At 41.0% G+C, this 24,060-nt stretch carries 14 protein-coding genes and 1 riboswitch; of the genes, 3 read left to right on the top strand and 11 right to left on the bottom strand.

Features of this window, described 5'->3' with window-relative positions; translation table 11 throughout:
- Positions 1–10 precede the first annotated feature (10 nt).
- Together IM797_RS20050 and IM797_RS20045 are read left to right on the top strand one after the other, a co-directional pair.
- Positions 11–2,881, top strand: a complete 2,871-nt coding sequence (locus IM797_RS20050; RefSeq protein ID WP_194128967.1) for a glycosyl hydrolase 115 family protein — start codon at positions 11–13, stop codon at positions 2,879–2,881.
- Positions 2,878–3,927, top strand: a complete 1,050-nt coding sequence (locus tag IM797_RS20045) for a glycoside hydrolase family 43 protein (RefSeq protein WP_194128966.1) — start codon at positions 2,878–2,880, stop codon at positions 3,925–3,927. The genes IM797_RS20050 and IM797_RS20045 overlap by 4 nt, the downstream gene beginning before the upstream one ends.
- 97 nt (positions 3,928–4,024) lie before the next feature.
- Here the strand turns inward: IM797_RS20045 and IM797_RS20040 are convergent, their stop codons facing one another.
- Together IM797_RS20040 and metE are read right to left on the bottom strand one after the other, a co-directional pair.
- The gene (locus IM797_RS20040; RefSeq protein ID WP_194128965.1) at positions 4,025–6,499 is read right to left on the bottom strand and encodes a glycoside hydrolase N-terminal domain-containing protein; all 2,475 of its coding nucleotides are present in this window, start codon (positions 6,497–6,499) and stop codon (positions 4,025–4,027) included.
- A gap of 608 nt (positions 6,500–7,107) precedes the next feature.
- The gene (metE, locus tag IM797_RS20035; RefSeq protein WP_194128964.1) at positions 7,108–9,414 is read right to left on the bottom strand and encodes a 5-methyltetrahydropteroyltriglutamate--homocysteine S-methyltransferase; all 2,307 of its coding nucleotides are present in this window, start codon (positions 9,412–9,414) and stop codon (positions 7,108–7,110) included.
- Positions 9,415–9,594: 180 nt separating this feature from the next.
- Positions 9,595–9,777: riboswitch (cobalamin riboswitch) on the bottom strand.
- Between the two features lie 174 nt (positions 9,778–9,951).
- Here metE and IM797_RS20030 point away from each other — a divergent pair.
- Positions 9,952–10,413 (top strand): Lrp/AsnC family transcriptional regulator, encoded by a 462-nt coding sequence (locus tag IM797_RS20030; RefSeq protein ID WP_194128963.1) that lies wholly within the window; start codon positions 9,952–9,954, stop codon positions 10,411–10,413.
- A gap of 98 nt (positions 10,414–10,511) precedes the next feature.
- Here the strand turns inward: IM797_RS20030 and IM797_RS20025 are convergent, their stop codons facing one another.
- The 9 genes from IM797_RS20025 to IM797_RS19985 all read right to left on the bottom strand — a co-directional run.
- On the bottom strand, positions 10,512–13,052 hold the full coding sequence (locus IM797_RS20025; RefSeq protein ID WP_194128962.1) for a zinc-dependent metalloprotease: 2,541 nt from the start codon (positions 13,050–13,052) through the stop codon (positions 10,512–10,514).
- Between the two features lie 50 nt (positions 13,053–13,102).
- Complete coding sequence (locus IM797_RS20020; protein ID WP_194128961.1) at positions 13,103–13,993, bottom strand: peroxiredoxin; 891 nt, start codon at positions 13,991–13,993, stop codon at positions 13,103–13,105.
- Between the two features lie 37 nt (positions 13,994–14,030).
- Positions 14,031–15,512, bottom strand: a complete 1,482-nt coding sequence (locus IM797_RS20015) for a PKD-like family lipoprotein (RefSeq protein WP_194128960.1) — start codon at positions 15,510–15,512, stop codon at positions 14,031–14,033.
- 30 nt (positions 15,513–15,542) lie between these two features.
- Complete coding sequence (locus tag IM797_RS20010) at positions 15,543–16,313, bottom strand: DUF4843 domain-containing protein (RefSeq protein WP_194128959.1); 771 nt, start codon at positions 16,311–16,313, stop codon at positions 15,543–15,545.
- Positions 16,314–16,321: 8 nt separating this feature from the next.
- A complete protein-coding gene (locus tag IM797_RS20005) occupies positions 16,322–17,833 on the bottom strand; it encodes a RagB/SusD family nutrient uptake outer membrane protein (RefSeq protein WP_228098982.1) in 1,512 nt (503 codons plus the stop codon).
- 3 nt (positions 17,834–17,836) lie between these two features.
- Positions 17,837–21,187, bottom strand: a complete 3,351-nt coding sequence (locus IM797_RS20000; RefSeq protein ID WP_228098981.1) for a SusC/RagA family TonB-linked outer membrane protein — start codon at positions 21,185–21,187, stop codon at positions 17,837–17,839.
- A gap of 274 nt (positions 21,188–21,461) precedes the next feature.
- The gene (locus IM797_RS19995) at positions 21,462–22,643 is read right to left on the bottom strand and encodes a FecR family protein (RefSeq protein WP_194128957.1); all 1,182 of its coding nucleotides are present in this window, start codon (positions 22,641–22,643) and stop codon (positions 21,462–21,464) included.
- Between the two features lie 48 nt (positions 22,644–22,691).
- Complete coding sequence (locus tag IM797_RS28780) at positions 22,692–23,315, bottom strand: RNA polymerase sigma factor (RefSeq protein ID WP_194128956.1); 624 nt, start codon at positions 23,313–23,315, stop codon at positions 22,692–22,694.
- 456 nt (positions 23,316–23,771) lie between these two features.
- On the bottom strand, positions 23,772–24,060 hold a 289-nt coding region (locus IM797_RS19985), incomplete at its 5' end, for a type IX secretion system membrane protein PorP/SprF (protein ID WP_194128955.1).

The following is a 24,060-nucleotide window of genomic DNA, read 5'->3' as shown; positions in this document are numbered from 1 at the left end:
CCACTAATACATGATAAAAAGTATATTTTCTGCCATACTAGTTAACGGGCTAAACATTTCCTTTGTTTTTGCCGGCATCAATCCTTTTATTTCCAAGCAATATGTCCCTGGAAGTTTTTGTATTGCCGGGGCGCAAAAAACGGCAACAATTGTGGTCAGTAAAAATGAATGGCCGGGTGTTCTGCGTGCTGCAAAAAACCTTCAGGATGACATCAAAAAGGTTACGGGCAAAGTCCCGGCTTTCAACACCGATCAGAACGCATCTATGGCAATCATTGTCGGAACCATTGGGCACAGCAACATTATCGATCAATTGATCAAAACCAATAAAATCAATGTCTCAGGAATATCCGGAAATTGGGAAACGACCTTAATACAAGTGGTACGGCATCCGCTGCCTGGCGTAGACAGTGCACTTGTTATCGCTGGAAGTGATAAACGCGGAACCATCTATGGAATCTATGAACTGTCATACCAAATCGGCGTTTCTCCCTGGTATTACTGGGCCGACGTCCCGGCACAAAAAAGTAGCGCATTGTATGCCATAGCCGGCCGCCACGTCAATGCTGCTCCTGCTGTAAAATACAGGGGTATATTCCTAAATGATGAAGCCCCAGCACTATCTGGCTGGTCTAAAAAAGAATTCGGCGGTTTTAACCATAAATTTTATGAAAAGGTATTTGAATTGATTCTAAGATTAAAAGGTAATTATTTATGGCCCGCCATGTGGGGAAGTGCATTTAACGATGATGACCAGCTAAATCCTATTTTAGCCGATGAATATGGTGTAGTGATCGGCACCTCCCATCACGAGCCTTTAACCCGTGCGCATGATGAATGGCGAAGATATCAGGGCGGGAAATGGAACTATGAACAGAATCCTACGCAGCTAAAGACATTTTGGGAAAGCGGATTTGCACGCGTTGCCGATAAAGAGCAAATCATCACAATAGGTATGCGTGGTGATGGCGATGAGCCTATGACCGCAGGAACAGCAACGACCTTACTTGAAAAGATTGTAAAAGAACAGCGTGAAATCATATCCAAAGTCACAAAAAAACCGGCCAGTCAAACCCCGCAGCTATGGGCATTGTATAAGGAAGTACAAGATTATTATGATAAAGGGATGCGTGTACCGGATGATGTAACGCTTTTACTCTGTGACGACAACTGGGGAAACATCAGAAAACTTCCTGCTTTAAATGAAACACCTAGAACAGGTGGCTACGGCATTTACTACCATTTCGATTACGTTGGCGGACCAAGGAATTATAAATGGGTCAATACCAATCCCATTCAAAAAATATGGGAGCAGATGAATTTAGCCTATCAATACAATGCCAATCAAATCTGGATCGTCAATGTAGGGGATCTAAAACCTATGGAGTTTCCGATAGAATTTTTCCTGGACTATGCCTGGAATCCCACTGCCATTCCAGCTGAAAAGTTGAGGCAATACACGATGGACTGGTGTGCTAAGCAATTCGGTCCGGCTTATGCCATTGAGACAGCCGACCTTTTAGATAAGTATACAAAATACAACGGCCGGATCAAGCCGGAGTTACTCAACGAAAACACCTATAGCCTGGTTAATTATAAAGAATTTGAAACTGTACGAAATGACTATAAAAACCTGGAAACACGGGCCAGATTTATTTATAACGAAATCTCCCTACAACAAAAGGATGCATATTACCAACTGATCATGCACCCTATTGAAGCCTGTGCCAATCTATATGATTTGTATTACACAGTGGCGAAAAACAAACTTTATGCGAAACAGGGTCGAATAAGCACCAACAGCCTCGCAAAACAAGCAGATTCATTATATAACCGTGATGCAGCAATCACCAGGTTTTACAATAAAGTAATGGCAGGTGGCAAATGGGACCATATGATGGATCAAACCCACATCGGATATACCGGCTGGCAACAACCAGAACAAAACATAAAGCCTAAAACCGACCAGATAGCGGTCTCAAAATCACAACTGGGTTTGTCAGTTGAGGGTTCAGACAGCAGCTGGTTAAACAAAGGTCAGGTCTATAGCTTCCCTTTGATGGACAATTTAAGCCGTCAAAGCCATTACATCGACCTTTTCAATACCGGATCTGGCCAATTGAACTACGAAATCAAAGCCCCGGCTTATGTGTTATTGGATCATCCGAAAGGCGCATTTGAATTTGAAAAACAAATTCATATTGATATCGACTGGAGCAAAGCCCCTTTGGGAAATAAAATGTGCTTACTCACGATAAAAGGAAGTGATGGCTCGGCTATAAAACTCAATTTAAACACAAAAAATAACCCAATACCGGCCCAAATTGAAGGAAATGTATTTGTTCCTCAAAATGGATACATTGCTATCGAAGCGGAGAATTACTCCAGAGCAATCAGCAGTCGGCTGATTACCTGGAAAACCATACCCAATTACGGAAAAACACAGAGTGGGATAACTTCTGTTCCGGTAACAGCTACACCGGAGGAGCCAGGTAAAAGCACGCCACATTTGGAATACGATATTTACCTTGATGTTGCCGGTACTTATACCTTAAATGCTTTGATATCTCCGACCATCGACTTCAGCAATACAGATGGTTTGAAATTCGGGCTTTCAGTTGATGATCAGCCCATAACCATTGTCAATACCAGTACAGATTATCAAACGGAAAAGGCATGGGGACAGTCGGTTGCAAATGCAATTAAAATCTTTAAGACACCTTTAAATTTTGATAAAGCGGGGAAACATACCATAAAATATTGGATGGTAAAACCCGGCCTTGTACTTCAAAAAATCGTACTTGACCTTGGCGGCTTAAAACCAAGTTTTCTGGGTCCTCCACAATCATCCAAACTCAATAATCATAAAATTAAACTATGAATCAATTAAAATTACACGCTGCTGTTGCAATTACAATAGGTATGTTGGCAGCAAGTGCTTGTCAGCAGAAATTTCTGTCCCAACCACTCATTTCTGACATTTACACCGCAGACCCATCTGCGCATGTATTTGAAGGAAAGATCTACATTTACCCTTCTCATGATATAGAGGCTGGTACACCAGAAAATGACAATGGCGACCATTTTGACATGCGCGACTATCATATTCTGAGTATGGACAGTATCAATGGCAAAGTTACAGATCATGGCGTAGCGCTCAGCATTAAAGATATCCCCTGGGCTGGCAGGCAATTGTGGGCACCTGATGCTGCATGTAAGAATGGCATTTACTACCTGTACTTTCCCGTTAAAGATAAACAAGATATCTTTAGAATCGGCGTCGCTACCGCTAAAAATCCGGCAGGGCCATTTAAGGCACAACCGCAACCCATTGCAGGAAGTTATAGTATAGATCCTGCAGTTTTCACCGATACAGACGGCAGTTCGTATATGTACTTTGGTGGCATCTGGGGAGGGCAGCTGCAGCGCTGGCAAAATGGACAATACGATGCCAAAGGCTCTAAAACCGATTCAGGTAAAGAAAACGAAGCTGCCCTAACCGCTAAAGTTGCAAAAATGAGTGCAGATATGTTGGGCTTTGAGACTGAGGTCAAAGATGTCGTGATTTTGGATGAAACAGGCAAGCCATTACTTACTAAAGACCACAACCGCAGATTTTTTGAAGGTGCCTGGATGCACAAATATCAAAACAAATACTATTTCACGTATTCAACCGGTGATACGCATTTCCTGGCCTATGCCATCGGAGATAGCCCGTATGGCCCGTTTAAATACCAGGGCACATTTATGGATCCGGTACAGGGATGGACAACACACCATTCCATCATTGAACATCTGGGCAAATGGTACATTTATTACCATGATACCCAATTGTCAAACAAAACACATTTGAGAAACATCAAGGTAACCGAACTGAAACACAATTCGGATGGAGGAATCGATTTAATCAAACCGATGCTAAAATAAATTACCAATAAAGGCCGTATCAAGAAGTTCAGAATGACGACTGTATTCAGAATTCAGGCGTCATTCTGAATTCCAGAATAACAATCGCATCAATAAATCAGTTTACATTAAAAACATAGGTCCTTCCAGCTTTAGTTTCAAAATCATACAATGCTGTTTTGGGAACTGAAATTCCTTTTAAATTTGCCAACTCGGAAATTAACGGGTCTTTAATCACATTCACCTGATAAAATGGATTACGGTTCTCATCCTTTGCAGCCGCCAAAACCACATTCCCTTTTAAGACAGTATTTTGCGCAATCCTTAATCTACAATTCCCCCCTAATCCGGATTTCACAGTTAATTTCTTCAGTTTTCCGGATTTCCATTCTATCGCAAATTCGAAACCACCCCTTGCTTTTAATCCACTAACTTTACCATCTTGTAATGCATCAGGTAATGCAGGCAGCACAAAGATATTCCCGTCGTAGCTTTGCAAAAGCATCTCCGCGATTCCTGCCGTACAACCAAAATTACCATCAATCTGAAATGGAGGATGTGCATCCAGAAGGTTTGGATAAGTTCCTCCAGACTGTCCTTTTGTTTCCATTGGGGCTGGATTAAGCTGATCTGAGATTAGTTTATAAGCTTGATTTCCATCAAGCAGCCTGGCCCACCAGTTCACTTTCCATCCCATAGACCAACCAGTAGACTTGTCTCCCCTATAGATCAGTGAGTTTTTAGCGGCTTCCACCAATTCAGGGTTTCTGAAAGGTGATATCTGTCCGGAAGGATACAAACCGTACAAATGAGAGATGTGACGGTGTTTGTCATTTGTTCTGTCCATATCCCTAATCCATTCCTGTAACTGGTTATGTTTACCTATTTGCATAGGCGGAATTTTTTTGAGTGCAATTGAAACAGAATCAGCAAATGAATGGTCTACATTCAGGATTTTTGCGGCGTTGACCAGATTATTGAAAACATCAAATATCAGCTGGTTATCCATCGTCGTTCCTGCTGAAATACCAACGCCACTTTCATAAGTGTTTTCGGGCGACATAGAGGGCGCCATCACCAACCATTTATGACCAGGCTCTTCCCTTAATGCATCAAAATAAAATAAGGCTGCTCCTTTTAAAACAGGATAATATTCCGCTAAGAATTTCCGGTCGCCTGTAAACATAAAATGTTGCCACAAATGTTGTGTAAGCCATGCGCCTCCCATAGGCCAGGTACCATAAAACCCACCATCAACAATCCCGGTTATCCGCCACAGGTCGGTATTGTGGTGCATATTCCAGCCCCGCGCTTTGTACATTTCTCTTGCACTCTCCTTTCCGGTTTCTGAAAGATCTTTAAGCATCGCAAACAGGGGCTGATGCATTTCACTAAGGTTGGTAATCTCTGCTGGCCAGTAGTTCATTTCTGTATTGATATTGACAGTATACTTGCTATCCCAGGGTGGTGAGTTCTTATCGTTCCATATCCCCTGCAGATTTGCAGGCTGACCACCCGGCTGGGAACAGGAAATGAGCAAATAGCGCCCAAACTGAAAATAAAGGCTCAACAGTTGAGGATCACTTTTGGTAGCAAATTCTTTGACACGTACGTCTGTATTTTTAATAGACTGCGGTGAGTCTCCCAATTCCAGTGACACACGGTTAAAGTACTGCTGATACTTTTTGATATGTGCAGCTATGGCATCATTGTAATTCACACGCTTCGCCTGCTCCAGAATCGTAGCAGATTTTTGCAACTCATCAGCCGACAGGTCTTGATAATTTTTAAAATTCGTACCTATCGACAGGTATAAAATTACTTCGTCCGCATTTTCAATTTGAAGTTGCTGACCATAAACTTTTAAAGTCCCGCCTTTTAATATGGGGGCTACTCTTGTGGCAAACTTTACTTTACCAATTTTATTGTCGGCATTTCCACCTGTACCCAATAGCATCAATTGCTTGTCTTTAAGCATCACCTGATGATCTTTATGTAGACTAGACACGGTAATATTTGCATTAATGCTATGCCTTTTATTTGCAGTGATCTTCATAATGACAACATCATCTGTAAAAGAAGAAAAAATCGTACGCGTATAAGTAACCTCGTTTACACGATAAGTTACCGTAGAAGTTGCCTTTTCTATGTCCAATTCCCTCCTGTAATCTTTATAATTGCTGTGTCCGGGAAAGTCAATCCACACATCTCCGACTGTTTGATATGGCATTCCATAATTAAGATCCTTTGGCGCCTGGCGTGGAAAAGTTAAATTAGAAAGATCCTGGGCTGCTTTATTTTTACCTTCAAACAGAAGCTGCCTGATTTCATCAATTTTCTGGCTTACGTTCTTAGGCACATTGTTGCCTGGCTCTCCTGCCCATACCGTTTCTTCATTGAGCTGGAGTTGCTCTTTTCCAGGCCCGCCAAAAGTCATTAAACCTAAGCGCCCGTTGCCAAGTGGTAATGCCTCGTTCCAGTTGGCTGCAGGTTGATCATATTGAAGTTTTAATTTCTGCTGTGAAAATGTAATCAAGGAGCAAAAAACCAACATTGTCCCGATAAATGGTATACTAAATTTCTTAGATGGCATCTTAAACATTATAAATCTATTTGGTTAGAAAGCTATATCTGATGCAAAGCTGCTGTTTTAACACTTGGGGAAGTTCTAATAAATGACCAAAAACTTCCAAAATTTGTTAAAAATTAAGTTTACCGGCTAGCTTTAGTTAGATGAAAATGGCATGAGCCATAAGTTTATTATTTTCAGTCATCATCATAAAAGCTGGTTGTTATCCATAACAATTTTGCCTTCGAGTAGTTTTAATTTAACGAGGTAGACAACAAGGACAATAGAAACCGGAATCGTCATCATCATCTTCATAGTTCGAAAGCGAGAAATTTTCAGACCAGGGCAAGGCCCCGGCATCCGATACAAGAGATATTTCTTCGGGGATTATATTTTCATGCTTTGATGTTCTGTTATTTATTTTCCCGGTATCACCATTGTTGGTCATTATTGCTATTTTATTTGACATTTGGTGTAGTTGTTAATTGGGTATTGTTTGAAAGGTTCTGAACTAAATTCAGAATGACATTTCGTTAATACGGTAGTCACTCTGAATTTATTATTAAAGTTGTTATGCTGAATTCAGTTCAGAATATTGAATCAATTATTCAGTTTAGGATCTCCATACAGAATTAAACAATCCCTTCAACACTGATGAGTTCACGTGCCTGTCTGGCGGCAGCTACCATATTTTTTAAAGCAGCTTTAGTTTCCGGCCATTTACGGGTTTTTAAACCGCAATCCGGATTTACCCAAAGGTTACGTGCGGGAAGAAGGTCTACTGCTTTTGCCAGCAATGAGGTCATTTCTTCGGTAGTCGGCACCCTTGGTGAATGGATGTCGTAAACTCCGGGACCGATTTCATTCGGATACTCAAAATGAGCAAATGCACCCAATAGCTCCATCTGTGAACGTGAGGTTTCGATGGTAATCACATCGGCATCCATCGCAGCAATATGTTCAATGATATTATTGAACTCGCTATAACACATGTGCGTATGGATTTGTGTTTGATCCTGTACGCCACTTGCAGTAATGCGAAAAGCTTTCACGGCCCAATCCAGGTAGTGCGGATGTTTAGCTTTACGTAATGGTAAACCCTCACGGATGGCTGCCTCATCGATCTGAACAATACCGATACCTGCCTGCTCCAATGCCAATACCTCATCACGGATGGCAAAAGCAATCTGGTTGGTGGTGAGGCCCCTTGGCTGATCATCACGGACAAATGACCATTGTAAGATCGTTACCGGACCAGTCAGCATACCTTTCATGGGCTTATCGGTCTGAGCAGCAGCAAATTTACTCCAGCGTACCGTCATGTCTTTCGGTCTACTTACATCCCCGTAAATTACAGGAGGCTTCACGCAGCGGCTACCATAACTTTGTACCCATCCATTTTTGGTGAACAAGAAGCCCTCAAGCTGCTCACCGAAATATTCTACCATGTCATTACGCTCAAACTCGCCGTGTACCAGTACGTCTAAACCAATTTCTTCCTGCCAGCGGATCGCTTCAACCGTTGCCTGCTCTATAGACTGTTCGTATTGCTCCAGGCTCAAATCGCCTCTTTTGAATTTCGCACGCAACTGGCGGATATCATCTGTTTGCGGGAACGAACCGATAGTGGTTGTCGGGAATGCTGGAAAATTAAAACGTCCATGGTGCAATTTCTGACGTATCGGGAATGCACTTAAACGGGTAGCATCGGCTTCGCTGATTGCAGCGATACGATTCTTTACCTCTTGTTTGTGTACTTTCTTTGATGACCTTCTACTTTCAATAGCTACTTTGTTGGCTTCCAGCAAAACTGTATTGCCTTCGGCGATCTGGCGGATTTCGCTCAGTTCAGTCAACTTTTGTTTGGCAAATGCCATCCAGTTCTTGATTTCCGGATCAATGGCAGTTTCCAGATCTAAATCAATTGGGCTATGCAGCAATGAGCAGGATGGCGCAATAATCACCCTATCTGCTCCCAGTTTTTCAATAGCCTTATTGATCAGGCCTAAAGACTTTTCGTAGTCATTTTTCCAAACATTACGCCCGTCTATTACACCTATAGAAAGCTGCAGGTTATCCGGGATCAATGCAAGCACTTCTTCCAGTTGATCAGGAGCACGAACGAGGTCAACATGTAATGCAGCCACTGGAAGGTTTACTGCCAGTCCAGCATTGTCCAGTAAAGCTTCAAAATAAGTAGCTATCAATAACTTAACACCACTTACGCGGTTAGAAATAGCCCGGTAGGCATAATCAAATGCTTCTTTCTCTTTTTTAGAAAGATCAAGTGCCAGGCAAGGCTCGTCAAGCTGGATCCAGTTAGCACCTTGCTGCCTCAAGCGGTTAATGATTTCAACATATACAGGAACTAATTTTTTGATCAGATCAACCCGCTCAAATCCTTCCGCTTTCTCTTTACCCAGTAACAAATAACTTACTGGCCCAAGAAGAACGGGTTTTGCTTTTTCTCCAAGCTGCTGTTTGGCCATGTTGTATTCACTGAAAATATTTTCATTGAAAATCCTGAATTCCTGATTGGCAGTAAATTCAGGTACAATATAATGGTAGTTGGTATCCAGCCATTTGGTCATTTCCATCGCAGTAATGTCCAGACCATCTTTCTGATAACCACGAGCCATTGCGAAATAAAGATCGATTTCATGATTGACTTTTACTTGGGAAAGCACCGGAGAATAACGTTGCGGAATCACGCCCAGAAGCAAACTGGTATCCAGTACCTGGTCGTAATAGCTAAAATCGTTGCAAGGGATCAAATCGATACCTGCATCAAGCTGGGTCTGCCAGTTTTGTTCCTTAATGATACGGGCAACCTTATTCAATTCTGCCAGGTCAATTTTTCCTGCCCAATATTGTTCGCAGGATTTTTTCAGTTGTCTTTGGCTTCCGATTCTAGGATAGCCGAGGTTTTGTGTTAACATTTCTTTCAACTTTTTAAATGGTTAATAATCATTGTAAAAAATCCTTCATGATTCAAAATATGCTATAGCGAAAAGTTCAGGAAAGAAAAATACGGACACAAAGGTTCCAGGCATAACAAACCTAAATGGTCTTGCCTGTATGATACGTACCAATCTGACATGTAGCTTCAATCGCGAAAGCATTGTCAATACGGAACAGGCAGGTATCCTGACTTGTAACAGCTTTTATCGTCCTTCCCGCTACGCAGTGGAACTCGTGGATAAAAACCTTTGATGTTACTTACAGTTGCGCGACAGTTCGTGATTTACACACGATTCCCTATTAATCCACAGCTAAGTAAAACCTTTTCCGATTGTTGAAATATGTAAAGAACTCTAATTATTACAACTCAGCTTTAAACTTCAACAAAGATACATTTGAAGATTATAAAACTTCATTAAAGATAATAATCAGATATTTTACCCTATTTATTCAAAAATAAAAGAATATTAAACTTTTAACGCATTACTTTTACGATCTGTAAAGGAAATTATTCTATGAACGAATTAGATGAAACCGATTTGTTGCTGCTAAAGATATTGGCCGACAATTCAAAACACACCAATAAAGAACTTGCTGCACTTGTTAACCTTTCTCCCTCGCCGGTGTTTGAACGGATAAAAAGACTGGAGCTTAGCGGGTATATCAAGAAATATATCGCCATTCTGGATGCAGAAAAATTCAATCAGGGCTTTATTGTTTTTTGCAATATAAAACTCAAACAGCACGACAAAAAAATAGGAAACCGATTTGTAGCGGATATTCTGAATATTGATGAAGTTGTGGAATGCTATAACATTTCCGGGGATTACGATTTTATTCTAAAAGTATATGCAAAAGACATGAAACACTATCAGGATTTTGTGTTCAACAAACTGGGCTCAGTGGAAAGTATAGGAAGTACACACAGTACTTTTGTAATGGCTGAAATAAAAAATACACATAACATTAGCTTTTAATGCACACAACTGGAAATGGATCAATTTTCAGAAATCCACATGAGTGGAGTAATCGATATACGATTACTCCACTTGTTTTAAAATGCTGAGAATAGAATTTAGGGTGTTGGCGTTACCAACGTTTTTGGCACCAATCCTACGTCAATTTTACGAACCATTTCTTGCAAATGAAGCCTGGTTAAACCAGAAGCAGCAGGTATCGCCTTTTTGATGTCCGCTTTAAGCCCGATCAGATGCGCCCGCATAATACTCGAACCATCTGATTTGGTTACATCTGGGTTCATGTAAATGTTAATGCCCCCCAATTGATTCGTCATTACAATTTCTGTCGTGGCAACAAATGTTTTTATCGCATTGGCAATATAAATCTGTTGAAGATTTCTTCTATAAATATCAATTGGCTGATGTTTATAAATTTCTCCCCAAACTCCCATTTTCAGGTCTTTAAGATATTCCATTACGGTATAATTTTTAACTGGGTCTGTTGCTTCCCTGTTGATCATTTTAACGAAAATGTCTGAACCCATCATACGCATAAGTACTACATATTGCAGACCACCTATGGTATTTACAGGATTTATACCCGTTACATCCGACAGCTGTTTATTAACCAACCAGGTTGGTGTATTGAAGAACTGAGCATCGATAAATTTCATGGCTTCTTTTTGTGTAGCATAAGATACCGGAGCCAACATCCCACCAGGTTGTTCTACACTTTTGAAGGTGATGTAATTACCGGCAAAATTACGGATCACATGGCCCAGATATAAGGTGTATTGTTTGATGACTTCCTTATACATTTCACCTGCCTTGTCATAACCTTCATTAGGCTCACGATTCCAGCTGATCAGGTTGGGTACTACCCTTTTCAGATTTTTGATGCCATAAGTACTTGCTTTCATGGCATTATCTCCCATATCTTCACTTTGTGAACGGGGATCTGTATACAGATTTTCTCCACCAAAGAACAAACGCTTATTTTTGCTCAGGCTGTCGATCACCAATTTATTCAGATAAGGTGTTTCTTCTTCTGCGTTTTTAAATTCAGGCAGCCAGCGATAGCCAAACTGAATGGCCCATTTGTCATAGTCCCCAATCCTCGGAAAAATTCCTTTTTCAGATATGCCATCTTCCGGCTGAGCTACGTAGTTGAAACGGGCGTAGTCCATGATTGATGGCGTATGTCCATGTGCCTCTACAAAAGCTTTGTTTCTTAATTTTTCTACGGGAACGGTAGAACTGGAACCAAAATTATGCAATAAACCGAGCGTATGTCCCACTTCATGAGATGAGACAAAACGAATCAGTTGTCCCATCAGTTCGTCGTCAAATTTAGGTTTACGTGCTCTTGCATCTAAAGGTCCCGCCTGGATCATGTACCAGTTTCTTAGCAACTGCATGATGTTGTGATACCAGTTAATGTGACTTTCTATAATCTCGCCACTGCGCGGATCATGAACATTTGGTCCACTGGCATTGGCTACAGAAGATGGCTTATAAACGATCGCACTGTGCGTGGCATCGTCTATGCTCCAGCTGGGATCATTTGTTGGTGCCGGCAAAGCCATAATTGCGTTTTTAAAGCCTGCTTGCTCAAAAGCCTTTTGCCAGTCGTTAACCCCCGCTATAAGATAAGGCACCCATTTTTTTGGTGTTGCAGGGTCTACGTAATAGATGATTGGCTTTTTAGGCGCTACCAATTCTCCGCGTTTATATTTTTCGATGTCCTCCTCTTTAGGCTCAAGGCGCCAGCGTACAATTACTGCCGATTGCTTTACTCCCTGCGGATCGCCATCAAAATCGGTATACCCTCTTGCAAAATAACCTACCCGGGCATCTGCAAAACGAGCCTTCATTGGAATTTTTGGTAACAGTACCATGGAACTGTTTAGTTCGTAGGTTACCGGAATGGTAGATAAATTAGCCTGGCCGCCTATTGGGCCTCTGGAATACGTACGTACTGAGCGGATCTCTACATTTTTTGTATAGGCGTTGACAGAACTAATGTATGACTTGTCTGCCTGCATACCACCAACACCTAACAGGGATTTGGTTGCTGCACTAAAGAAAAAGATCTCATTTTCTGTATTCAGAAAATCTGTAATGTCGATGACAGCGCTTCTAACACGACTCGAATCCCCACCATAGGCTTTAATAGCAAAGGAGGCCACTATAGGCTGGATATTAGAATTACGTACAGATTTGTAAAGCCCATTTACGGTGCTGTCTGCAGAACGCTCGTTAAAGGAATTTAATCTTAGCAGGATACGGTCGTCAGGTCCTTTTTCAAAACTAACCACATTCTCTGCAATCCCGTCCCCGGCATAGCCCATCATTTGCGGACGAGGCCCGGATGCAGATTTGGAGATCCGGTTTACCACCAGCATCTCCCTACCCAACAACGTGTCCGGTATTTCGAAATAGTACTTTAGGCCAATCTGGTGGACGCTGAACATGCCAACTGCAGTTTTTGCTTTTGCGGTGATGACATCTTTGTAAGCTTTCGGCGCACCAGGCACGCTGTCGATCTTTTTAACCGCTGCCACAGGTGGCGGAGTGGATTTAGATTTCTTTTTTTGTGCGGTTGAGGCAATAGCAAAGCTACCCAACGCCAGTGTGAGTAAAATAGGTTTAAACATTTGTGTGTTTTTAAATGCCCGGATTTTTACCGGGCGTCAAGAAGTAAATATTATTTTCCAGATCCCGATTCAGGAAATACTGCTGCCAGTTTTTTAAGGAGTTCCTCCCCCCGTAGGTTAACTGCAACGATCTTTCCTTTTGGATCAATCAAAAAATTCTGTGGAATAGAACGGATCATATACAATCTGGCCACATCGTCGTCCCAAAATTTAAGGTTTGATACATGCTGCCATGTCAATTGATCTTCGTGGATGGCTTTTAGCCAGGCATCGCGCTTGCCAACCTGGTCCAAAGAAACAGAAAGGACATCGAAACCGCGATTCTTGTATTTGCTCCAAGCTTTGACCACTGTTGGATTTTCTTCTCTACATGGCCCGCACCAGCTTGCCCAGAAATCAAGCAGCACATATTTACCTTTATAATCGGCAAGACTAATACTTTTCCCAGACGTATCAGGTGCAGAAAACGTCGGGGCTAATCTACCTATACTCACCGCATCAAATTTATCCAGTGTTGTTTTGGTTTTCACTCCACCAGGAGTTTGCTGTATCTGCTTATCCAATTTATTATATAATTTTTTTAAGGTTGGAACATCAGATGGCAGTGGACCGATCACATCATTAAGGGCCACTAAACTGATGTAATAATCTGGATGTTTACTAATAAAAGCAGCCTGTTCTTTTTTCTTTTCAACTTTGAGCACGGCCATTTCAGCACGCCATGCACCTAAACCAATGGTGTCGTACTTTACTTTTTTAAGCTGGGCATCTCTATAGGCTTTTTCACTTAAAACCAGTTTTTGCTGCACGTTAGTAAGTGCAGCCTCGAGTTCTTTTTTCTGCTTTTGAATTGCAGGAGACTCCATATCGGGATCCTGCTGCGCAAAAACAGCCCCCGTTAGCATACATGCCAACAGGGTGATGTTTAATTTTAATTTCATTGATTTAGTTGTGTGTTATATGTGTACTTAAATAGGTTTAATAAAAACGGTTTCCAATTCCATTTTCAATATAATTTACAGAGGTAACTTTCCCTACGCCCTCAAAAGTGGGTTGTGTAAGGGCTTGTATTGCTCCGATAGAATTGATTTTATGCAACCATACTTTATACTTTCCTGTTGCACTTGAATAAGCAGCAATAACCAAATAATCCGTTGTTACGACAATATTTCCTGCATTCGGCACAGGATACTTAACGTGCTGGATGCAAGTAACCTGATCACCAGCATCAAGTGTAACCTGCAGATTCTCAGAAAGTGATGTAAAATCCGTCAGGTAAATTTTATTGGCTTTGGCGTAGTAAATGTAATCAGAATCGTAATTGCCACCAATCACATCGGCAGACATGATGCCGTGGGTTTGAGTTACGGTTTTCCCCTCAATAAAAGGATTCGAATAACCGGCTAAAGGACCATAAGTACCAAACATCTTTGCGAGATAACCTTCTCCGGTAGTTCTTCGGAACAGTTCAAGGACAATGGCCCTTACACCAGGATATCCGCCAACCCATATTGGCTCAGCGTTCATATTTTTAAGTGTAGTAGCCAGACTGTGTACCGGGACGAAATTTACACCATCTACTGTAACCATAGATTTAGAATTTAGGTCGAACATGACATCAGTACCTGCACAGCCCACCAATGGCGACATGTTGTAGTTAGATACCGGTGGGTTTGTAAACAGTGCTCCTTTGTTCATGGAATAAACTTTTCCATCATTGATCAATCGGATAAACTGGTCGTTTTGGGGTTGCAAAATATTCTGAGGCTTAAAAACGGCAGGTTTGGTGAAAAACATGTTGTCTGCATTCAGTATCATCTTTCCATTGTCTATTCTGAATATTGCTGCATCCTGATCTGAAATTACTGCCAGTGCGCCAAAAAGATCCGTTGATACCGGGCTGGTTTTAAAGGACCCTGCAAATACAGATCTGATAGACTGTCCCTTCATGCTCTTTCCATCATTGTGAAATGCCATCCAGTTGTCAATCCTTCCTGTTGAATGGATAAAGTCAAAATCTGTTTTCAGCCCATCATTTTTCAGTAGGTACCAACCGTTCATCGTCAAGGTAGATACATTTAATTTACTTGTAAAAATCTGGGTAATCCCGGTTTGCTTATGGGTTACGTTAAAAGTAAGGATGTAAGGACCGGGGTTAAGCAACACTGTATAATTCAGATCCTTTGTGCTCCCAATCAAATCTCCTGTGGGAATAACACCGCTACTGACCACAAAATTAGTAGAATATACCCGCCACGAAAAATCGTATAAAGACTCATCCTTTACTGTCGGACTGATGCTCAGTACATCCCTGCGGGTAAATGTAGTGTAGGTATTTTCAAATCCACTAATGGTGGGTTTGGCCAATTCTGGTATAAAATCATTACCCCTGTTCTTAATGCAGGAATAATTTAACAACGTAATTATCCCCAGGATATATATATAGATTAATCTCTTCATAACAAGTTTTTTAAATTTACAAATGCATAATTAAGGGAACGTAACCAGCGGACTGCCTGCGACAGTAGTTTCACGCATAGGTGCAGTACCGTTTGCAATATTGACAGGATCGCTGTTAAATGCAGCCAATCCTTCCTTTAATATATTTTTGTAATTGTCCAGGGCGCCCGTTGCAGCAAGGGCCTGATACCAGACTTCATCTATCTTCACCTTTAGGAAATCGTACATAAACTGGTGCTTACGCGTACTGTATTTACCAAATCGGCTGAAAGCCGGAGACACTCCAGAATCCGTCCTCCAGGAAAAAAACCGTTCCAAACGATCAGAAAAGACAACAACACGGCTCCGGCTCTGTTTTTCGCCCAATCCAAACTGATCATTGCCTACCAGTTCAAGACGTAAACGAAAGCTATTTGTTTTCAGACTTGGATCCCTAAGCAAAACGACAGGAATCATAGCATTTACCTCATTTCTCTTTACCACCATCATTGGTTTAAGCGCGGCATCGTCCATGGGCACGTAGTGCACACCTGCAATGGCAGGATTAAGTATACCTGGTTCTGTAACCTGTATCAATTTCACTTCCCTTTCCTTGTTGCTAATGTCTCCAATTGTGTTTACCTGGATATATACTGTATCTCTTAGCACATTGGCAGCTTTATAGAAAAACGTACTGTTGATTGTCGCGGTATCGTTTAACTGAACTCGGGCAGTATCACTATATTCAAGGTATTTTGTTTTGGTACAACCGGTAGCCACCGCCGCCAAAATAATTATAGAAAAATAAATCAATCTTTTCATAGGTATCCTTAATTATTGTTGTAATTAATTTCGCGTAAAGGCTTAGGAACCACGTATCTGGCAGGTGTTCCATTATAATATGACTGGGTCCAGCTTGCTGGCAATGTGTTCACACCGAGACGTTTAAAAGCAAAAAACGACTGCCCCTCGCCATATAATTCGCGCACGTATTCCCTAACCATTTTATTCCTGCGGTCGGTTAACCAGTCGCCAGCACTAAAAGTGGTAAATGGAATTCCTTTCTTATCGCAATAAAAAGCATACGCCGTCTCGGCTGCCATTTTGGTTTCCGCACATTCTGTAAGAATCAGGTACATTTCACTCAGACGCAACAATGGGACTTGTAGTACCTGGAATTCAGGCAGGACTGATGCTTTCTGAAAGAATTTTTTATACATGACATCCGTTGAAAGTGCAGTTCCGATAGGCGCTTTATACACCCACATATCTTTGTAGCGGATATCGGACGTTCTTTCTGCTGCTGGAAACAACTGGTTTAGGTAAAAACTCGGCGTAAAATCATATTTCATGATGCTTCCGGTTTGACCGAAGGTATTATTGGCAATAGCTTCCAGATTGTACACACTCAAGGCCATGATGTGCTCTGATGACATCGTGAAATCTTCATTTGCACGGTCACTTTCCACGCCTAATCTAAATGTTTTGGCACCATTCGGACTGACAGCATCGACCACCATTTGTGCATATTTTGTTGCATTTGCCCTGTTTGAAATGTCTGAGGCAGCCAACCAAAGGTAAACACGAGCCTTAAGTGCAAGTACCGCATAGTAATTCATACGCACCTGCCTGTACATCAAATAATTATCAGCGAACGGAACTGCGTCGTTACGCCCCGGATTCAACTGTGCAACAGTGTACTTACGAATCGGATCAACATCCTTCAGTAAAGCTTCTGCTTCATCCAGATCAGCCAATAAAGATTGTGTAAATTCATGGTAAGCGAGCGGCGGATGGATATCTTTAGTTACGGATTTAACATAGGGCAAAATTGTAGCAGCTCCCGGAGTTGCAGGCATCGGCCCATAAAAACGCAAAGCATCAAAATGGCAAAATGCGCGCAGCGCAAGCGATTCTCCTTTGATGATTCCGTAATTCCCCTCTGTAAAAACAGACTTTTTACTGTCTATCTTATCCAGGATGCCGTTCACATCGGCAATTACCTTAAATAGATTCTGATAGGTATTGTCAAGATCGTTTCTGACAAAGGAATCATTGTAATCTCCGGATTTTAACTTAGCTATGTAAGGCGTTGTTGAATCCCAGTTGTAAGCCATATACTCAATGGTTCCCCACATTAGCGAGCTGCCATAAATACTGCCATCTTTCATCCGGATATAAGCTCCTGTAAGGGCATCCTTAAATCCTTTCTCTGTTTTAAATAACTCTTCCTGGGTAGCCTGGCCCTGTGGTTTTACATCAAGCCATTTTTTGCATCCCACTGTAAACACCAGAGTGCCCAGCATCAGGATAACGGTAAATATTTTTTTCAAGGTTTTCATATTTTAAAATGCTGCATATAAAGACATAGAGAACTGACGGGTAAAAGGATAGGCGGTACCACGTTCCTGAGGCACCGAAGAAATGTAAAAAAGTTCCCCGGTATTACCCGTTATAGATAGAGAACGCATACCCAAACGCTTGAGGATTTTTTTATTCAACACATCATAGGATAAATTCACGTTCTGACAGGTAATAGTCGTTTCATTCTGCACAAAGCGTGTAGACGCATTCACCTTACTGGTCTCGTTTATCCCTCTAAAGAAGGTTTTGTCTCCCGGCTGTTTCCAGCGGTTATAATAAACGCGTGCGTCCACATTCACCAGCCTGTCGGCATTCTCTATTTTATCAATCAGCGTCTGGTTATACAGTTGACCGCCAAAACGGAAACCAAATGAAGCATTCATAGAGAAGCTGCCATAACGTACCAAGGTACTAAAGTTACCTCTGAATTTAGGTTGATCAAGCCCTACAGCTACCCGGTTTTCGGCTCTCCAGGAGTAAGTTACTTCTCCATCTTTGTCCAGAAAAAGCTCTTTTCCGGTACTTGGGTCAATACCCAATGAACGCACAGCATAAATTGTATTTTGAGATGCGCCTTCCTGAATGATTCTATTCGGACTTGTAGACACGCCGTCTTTCAACGCAAGCAATAGTTTTGCATTGGCAGCCTTCATGGCCTCTGATAATCTGATAATCTTATCCTGGTTATGTGTGATATTTCCGGTGACAGACCAGGCTAATTTTTTTCCGGAAAATGGAATCAGCCAGGCAATGGCCGACACCTCGAAACCTTTCTGTTGCAATTGACCGATGTTTTCATTGTAATTGGCAAAACCATTGGCATAAGGCAATTCTAACGAAGAAAGCAGGTTAGATGTTTTCTCTAAATACAAATTACCTTCTAGTGTTAATCTGCTTTTAAATACTTCCAATTCCATACCCACATTATACTTATCTGTTGTTTGCCATTCCAGATCCGGATTTCCGAGGGCATCCTGGCGTGCACCTAACCAGGTTTTATAGCGATCCTTTACAATATAACTGTAGGTACCCAACGCCTGGTAGGCACTAAACTGAGTAGATCCCGTAGATCCGTAAGAACCGCGTAGTTTTAATCTGTTAATGAAAGGAAGATTATTTTTAATAAAGTCTTCGTAATGCATATTCCAACCTATACCTGCAGACCAAAATGGGGCAAAACGTCTGTTTGCACCAAACTGCGAAGCACCATCTACACGATAGGTAACATCGGCCAGATACCGGTCTTTCAACGCATAACTTGCATTTGCTACGGCACCAAGCCTGCGTGAAGTAGATTCTCCGCCACTAGGCGTACCGTTTTGTTTGTATTGAAGCGCCATAGACAAAAGATCAATGGACTCATCAGGGAAACCTTCGGCGTCAATGGTATAGGCGGTTCTGCTGGCTTGATTAATGTCCAGATTTATTGCTGCTGTAATGCGGTGTTTTTCCGCAAAAACATCAGAATAACCGGTCGTTAAGTTTCCTGTGTAATTTAAAGCTTTCCCCGTACCGTAAGCATAAGTGCCTTTTCTAAATATATCTGCATCTGAATAGCCTGCAAAGGAAGAATGGCTTGCAGGTTTAAAATTGTCTTCTGTACTCAGATTACTGCTTACACTAACTCCGCCACGCACATACATCTTTTCGATCGGTGCCCAGTCTATCATCAGGTTATTGGTAACATTGGTATAATTACGAATGTCGTATGTATTCAATGTCGCGTCGTGCAGCGGATTAGGATAAGGCTTACCACCATAGAAACCCGCCATTGTCCAGTAAGCAGAGTTATAAGGCGAAAAAAACTGTGTTATATTTCCCGCAGCATCGTAAGGCTCCCAGTAAGGATTTAATTTAGCATAATCGGAAAAAGCACCATATGGGGATTCTTTTTCTTTGGTTTGCCCAACGACTAAGTTATTGCGAAAAGTGAGGTTCTTATGTCTATAAGACAGGTTGATAGTACCGTTGAAGGCCTGTCTTCCAGAACCCTTCATTGCACCATTTAAATCGTTATAGCTTAGTGCCAGATCGTATCTAAAGGTTTCATCTCCCCCCTCTATCTTGAGGTTATGGCTTTGGCTGATTTCTGTACGTAATGGAATGGACAGCCAATCTGTATTTACTCCCTTTTTTACCTGCGCCAATACCTCATTATAGTACTGTTGCAAGCCTATATTTACTTCAGGAGTACGCGTAGAGCTTCCATAGTAGCCAGACAAACGTTCTAACTCCAATTTGTCTGCAGAATTCAGCAGGTTATAACTACCCAGATCAGGAACATTCAGATTTAAACCAGCCCTGTAAGTTAACCTTAATTTTCCGGCCACTGGTTCTTTTGTCCTGATTACCACAACACCATTTGCTCCCCTGGAACCATATAAAGCTGTCGCAGATCCGTCTTTTAACAAGGTGATAGACAGCACTTCGTTGTTGTCCAAATCCATCATTCGCTGCAAAGTGGTTTCAAATCCATCAAGAATAATCAATGGTGTATTTAATCTTGCAGATGTCTGGTCCTGAAGCTGGTCTATATTAGGCAAACTTCTTGCTCCACGAAGTTGTATATCCGGAATCTTGTTTGGATCAGCACCTGAAGCATTATTTGGAACGATGTAAAAAGATGGATCGATGTTACCAATTGTTGTAAACAGGTTGCGCCCCTGGAACTGTTGCAATTCCTTTTCGCTTATGGTACGTTCTGCTCCGGTATAAGTCTCCTTTTTCTTATTGAAAATACCGGTTACGACCACATTGTCCATTTTATTTTCGGCCAGCTCCATTTTTATAGTTATGGCAGACTGATCTTTTTTAAGTCTCACCTCCTGAGTTATATAACCCAAATAGGTGATCACCAATGTTGCATTATCGTTAACCCGGCTTAACAGAACCGACCCGCCTGTTCCCGTAAAAACCTTACGGCTACTCCCCTTAACGGTAATGGTCGCGCCAGGTAATGGCATCCCTCCTTCTCCCGTAACAGTTATCCGTACATCTACATCGGCAAAAACCGAAATAACCCGATCCAGAAAGCTGGACTCTTTTTCTTTGAGCATTACAGCTTTATCCTCAACTTTATAAATGAGTGGCTGGTTAAGAAAGCAAATGGCTAAAACTGCTTCTAGAGAAGCGTCTTTGACATGGATGGTTACCGGATTGGCTTTCTTCAGCAATTCATTGCTATAAAAAAAGTCGTATTTGCTTTGATTCCGAATTTCATTAATGATCTGAGCAAGCGGAGTATTGGTTTTGCTGAGTGTAATTTTCTGTGCAAAACCCATTGCGGATACCTGCATGAGCGAGGATATCAATATAACGGTAGTTAATCGCATAATAAGCAATATTTTTCGGAGATACCCTTCGGGCACAACAATTTTCTTAGTATAAATTCTATACATTTGTTTTGGTTTGGCGCTATGCAGCCTGCCTCAGGCTTCGAATCTTTGGGCAGTTGCAATAAACAATTGATAATTCATTAATTAAGGCCTTACTTAACCAGAGGTGCTTCCAGGCACTTCTGGTTTTTGCCTTCCGTGTCGCTATCGAATGGGCTTTTGTAGATTTCTTTTCATGTTTCGTTGGTTTAGTTTAGTAATAGATTGGTTGTTATTGTTTGATCACGTAGACTTTTTTTCCGTCAACTTTAAAGCGGACATCACTGTTGAATCCGATGATTTTTAGTACTGCAGAAATATTTCTGGACCTTGATATCTTTCCGGAATAAGTTAAATCCGGATCTGGCATGGTCTCATAAATCACCTCAACGCCATACCAGCGGGAGATTTTATTCATGATACTCTCCAGACTTTCATTAAATTTAAAATAACCGTTTTTCCATGCAACCACATCCTCCAGGTCAACATCATCTATGACCTTGATCCCAGATCCTGCCAGCTTACTCTGCTGTCCGGGCTGCAATAAAGCATTTGCCTTTCCAGCGCTGACTTTTACTACGCCCTCTAACAGTGTTGTTTTAACCACTGGCTCATCGTTGTATGCCATGATATTAAAATGAGTGCCCAATACCTCTACCGTTTGTCTGGTGTTACTTACTTTAAATGGCATGGCCTTATTCGCAGAAACTTCAAAGTATCCTTCCCCTTTAAGCTCTACATTGCGATAATGGCCAACAAATTTAGTTGGATAACGCAACGATGATCCAGAGTTGAGCCAAACCTTTGTACCATCAGAAAGATTAACCAGATATTGACCACCTACAGGAGTTTCTATCGTATTGTATTGATCAGAGGCAACCTTTCCGATTACATCTGAAATCTCATAAACAATCTGTCCATCGGCCTTCTTAACGATTTTAATTCCAGACTGACTTACGATTCCACCCGTGGTTACCTTTGCCAGATCCACCCTTTGACCATTGGCCAGTATCAGTACAGCATTGTTTCCACCGGGAGAAATATCATTTGAATTTACAATCTCTACAATTTCACCGCTATGCTGACTAACAAATAATCCGCCAGCAATAATGATAAAGATCGCAGCAGCTGCAATGCTCCACTTTTTCCAGAGCGAAAATGTTTTTGATTTGACATCTACCTTAGAATGAGCTATTTTATGCTGTAATTCAGCAAAGTTTGATTGACTGATTTTTTTGCGGGATTCCTGCCCCATTAATATCAGCATTTTTTTAAGTTCCTCAATTTGCTTGACTTGCTCAGGATGCTTTTGCAACCACTCTTCCCAATATTTTACATCCTCACTGTTCCTTTTAAAACAATAATTGAGAAAACTCTCCTGATTTATCAGTTGCAGAATATCTTTACCTGGCATTGAAATTTATTAAACTTTAGACAATAGAGCAGAAATTTGAAATATTACCTATGAATTTTTAAAAAAAAATAAAATTAGCAGTGAAAGTAGGGTAAGAAGAACAGTTAAAGGACCTGCTCCCTCCTCTTTGATTATCGCTTTAAGCTTTTCTACAGCATTATAAATGGTATTATAGGCTGTTTTAACAGTAATCTGATTAGATTCAGAAATTTCCTCATAAGAGAGTCCTAAATAAAATTTCTGATAAATTAATTTGGTCTGCTTTTCTGAAAGCCGATCGATATAAGATTTTAAAAGTGATGATACACTGGCTTGAGTATATTGCTGTATGTATAATGCCTCAACTGAAGGATGTACAAGTGTATCTTCAAGATTGATAAGATCAAGGCTCTCCTCAGCACTAAAATGTTGCTTACGCAATAGTTTTCGAAGAAAACAGGTAACCAAATAATTATGATGATTAAGAATGTGACCTAATTTCTGCCTGTTTTCATAGATATATAAAAAGAGATCATTAACACAGTCCTTTGTTTTATCAGATGTTGCACCTTTTTTTATACCAATATAAGTAAGGTAATCGTGATAATGGGAGTATAAATCATAAAAAGAAGATTGATCTCCATTCTGAATGAATGATTTCCAATCCACTATCAAATCTTTTCCTTTTTTCACGATCTTTTTGTCCCCCAACAATTCTGCTTATAGATTTAAACAGAAAATTGTTCAATATTAAGCATTTATAAATTCATTCAAAGCAGTTTAATCAAAAATAGCAATTTTGGGATTGTTTTAGGAATTTAATCTAACAGCAACTTTTATAGAACCGACCCTTTCAAATAAAAGACCGTCTTTATTCCTGAACATAAACGGATTCAAACTCCCCCTATTTAACAGTTTCCTTTTTGATCAGATCGCCAAAGTATTTAGCTGATAAATTAAGCCGATCAGCGCAGTAAGTTACGGATGGTAAGCCGATCTCTTTAGGTTTATCCGAGTTGAAATAGTTATTCAGCAGTTCCTCAAATTTTGGAGTATGAGTTGGGAACTAAACGATGATCATCCTGTTTTTAAAGCCAGACACTGATAAAACTCCATATCAGTATCTGGCTTTCAATTGAAGAATTTAATTTACCTGCCCAAACTCAATCTCAAATTCAGCTCAAAACTGCCATTTGTATAATTACTCAAAGCAGAAGTCTGCGTGGTGTAAGTGGCACTGATCAGGTACTGGCGTTTGTAATCCATACCCAAACCAAAGGTTGCGTTTTTTGTACTGTGGTACATACCCAGTAAAAAAGCCTGTCTGTCGGCAATGCCGATCTGCGCTCCAGCATCCCAGATGTTGTCAAAACCTTTTACGCCGCGGTAAGCAACTTTTGGTTCTGCATCTACACCTTCTGCACCTTCGCTAAGCAAA

Source organism: Pedobacter sp. MC2016-24 (assembly GCF_015223055.1).
Lineage (GTDB): Bacteria > Bacteroidota > Bacteroidia > Sphingobacteriales > Sphingobacteriaceae > Pedobacter.
This window is presented reverse-complemented; position numbering and strand designations above follow the sequence as displayed.